The organism is Bacillus sp. AFS088145, assembly GCF_002564465.1.
In the GTDB taxonomy this organism is placed as follows: domain Bacteria; phylum Bacillota; class Bacilli; order Bacillales; family Bacillaceae_G; genus Gottfriedia.
In genome coordinates, this window is the sequence record NZ_NUUX01000032.1 from 1 (window position 1) to 555 (window position 555).

Sequence of the window (555 nt, forward strand, 5' to 3'; positions counted from 1 at the left end):
AATATGGCGCGCCCGAAAGGACTCGAACCCATAACCTTTTGATCCGTAGTCAAACGCTCTATCCAATTGAGCTACGGGCGCATATTATAAATGGTACCGAGGGCCGGACTCGAACCGGCACGGGGTCAACCCCCGCAGGATTTTAAGTCCTGTGTGTCTGCCATTCCACCACCCCGGCAGCATATGTGGAGCGGAAGACGGGGCTCGAACCCGCGACCCCAACCTTGGCAAGGTTGTATTCTACCACTGAACTACTTCCGCGTATACTGCTTATAAATTTAAATGGTGCGGGTGAAGGGACTCGAACCCCCACACCGAAGTACTAGATCCTAAGTCTAGCGCGTCTGCCAATTCCGCCACACCCGCAATATTNNAAAGAGTGCCGACTAGAGGACTTGAACCCCCAACCTACTGATTACAAGTCAGTTGCTCTACCAATTGAGCTAAGTCGGCATATGGTGGAGGATGACGGGCTCGAACCGCCGACCCCCTGCTTGTAAGGCAGGTGCTCTCCCAGCTGAGCTAATCCTCCATCAAAACCAAGCGACGTTCTAC

The 555-nt window shown here is 53.3% G+C and carries 6 tRNA genes; all 6 read right to left on the minus strand.

The window, feature by feature from the left end:
- Positions 1–4: 4 nt before the first annotated feature.
- Positions 5–81: transfer RNA gene (locus COI44_RS18590), tRNA-Arg, on the minus strand.
- Positions 82–91: 10 nt separating this feature from the next.
- A tRNA-Leu gene (locus COI44_RS18595) sits at positions 92–178 on the minus strand.
- 8 nt (positions 179–186) lie between these two features.
- Positions 187–261: transfer RNA gene (locus COI44_RS18600), tRNA-Gly, on the minus strand.
- 22 nt (positions 262–283) lie between these two features.
- A tRNA-Leu gene (locus COI44_RS18605) sits at positions 284–366 on the minus strand.
- Between the two features lie 14 nt (positions 367–380).
- Positions 381–453: transfer RNA gene (locus COI44_RS18610), tRNA-Thr, on the minus strand.
- Positions 454–456: 3 nt separating this feature from the next.
- Positions 457–532: transfer RNA gene (locus COI44_RS18615), tRNA-Val, on the minus strand.
- Positions 533–555: the final 23 nt, after the last annotated feature.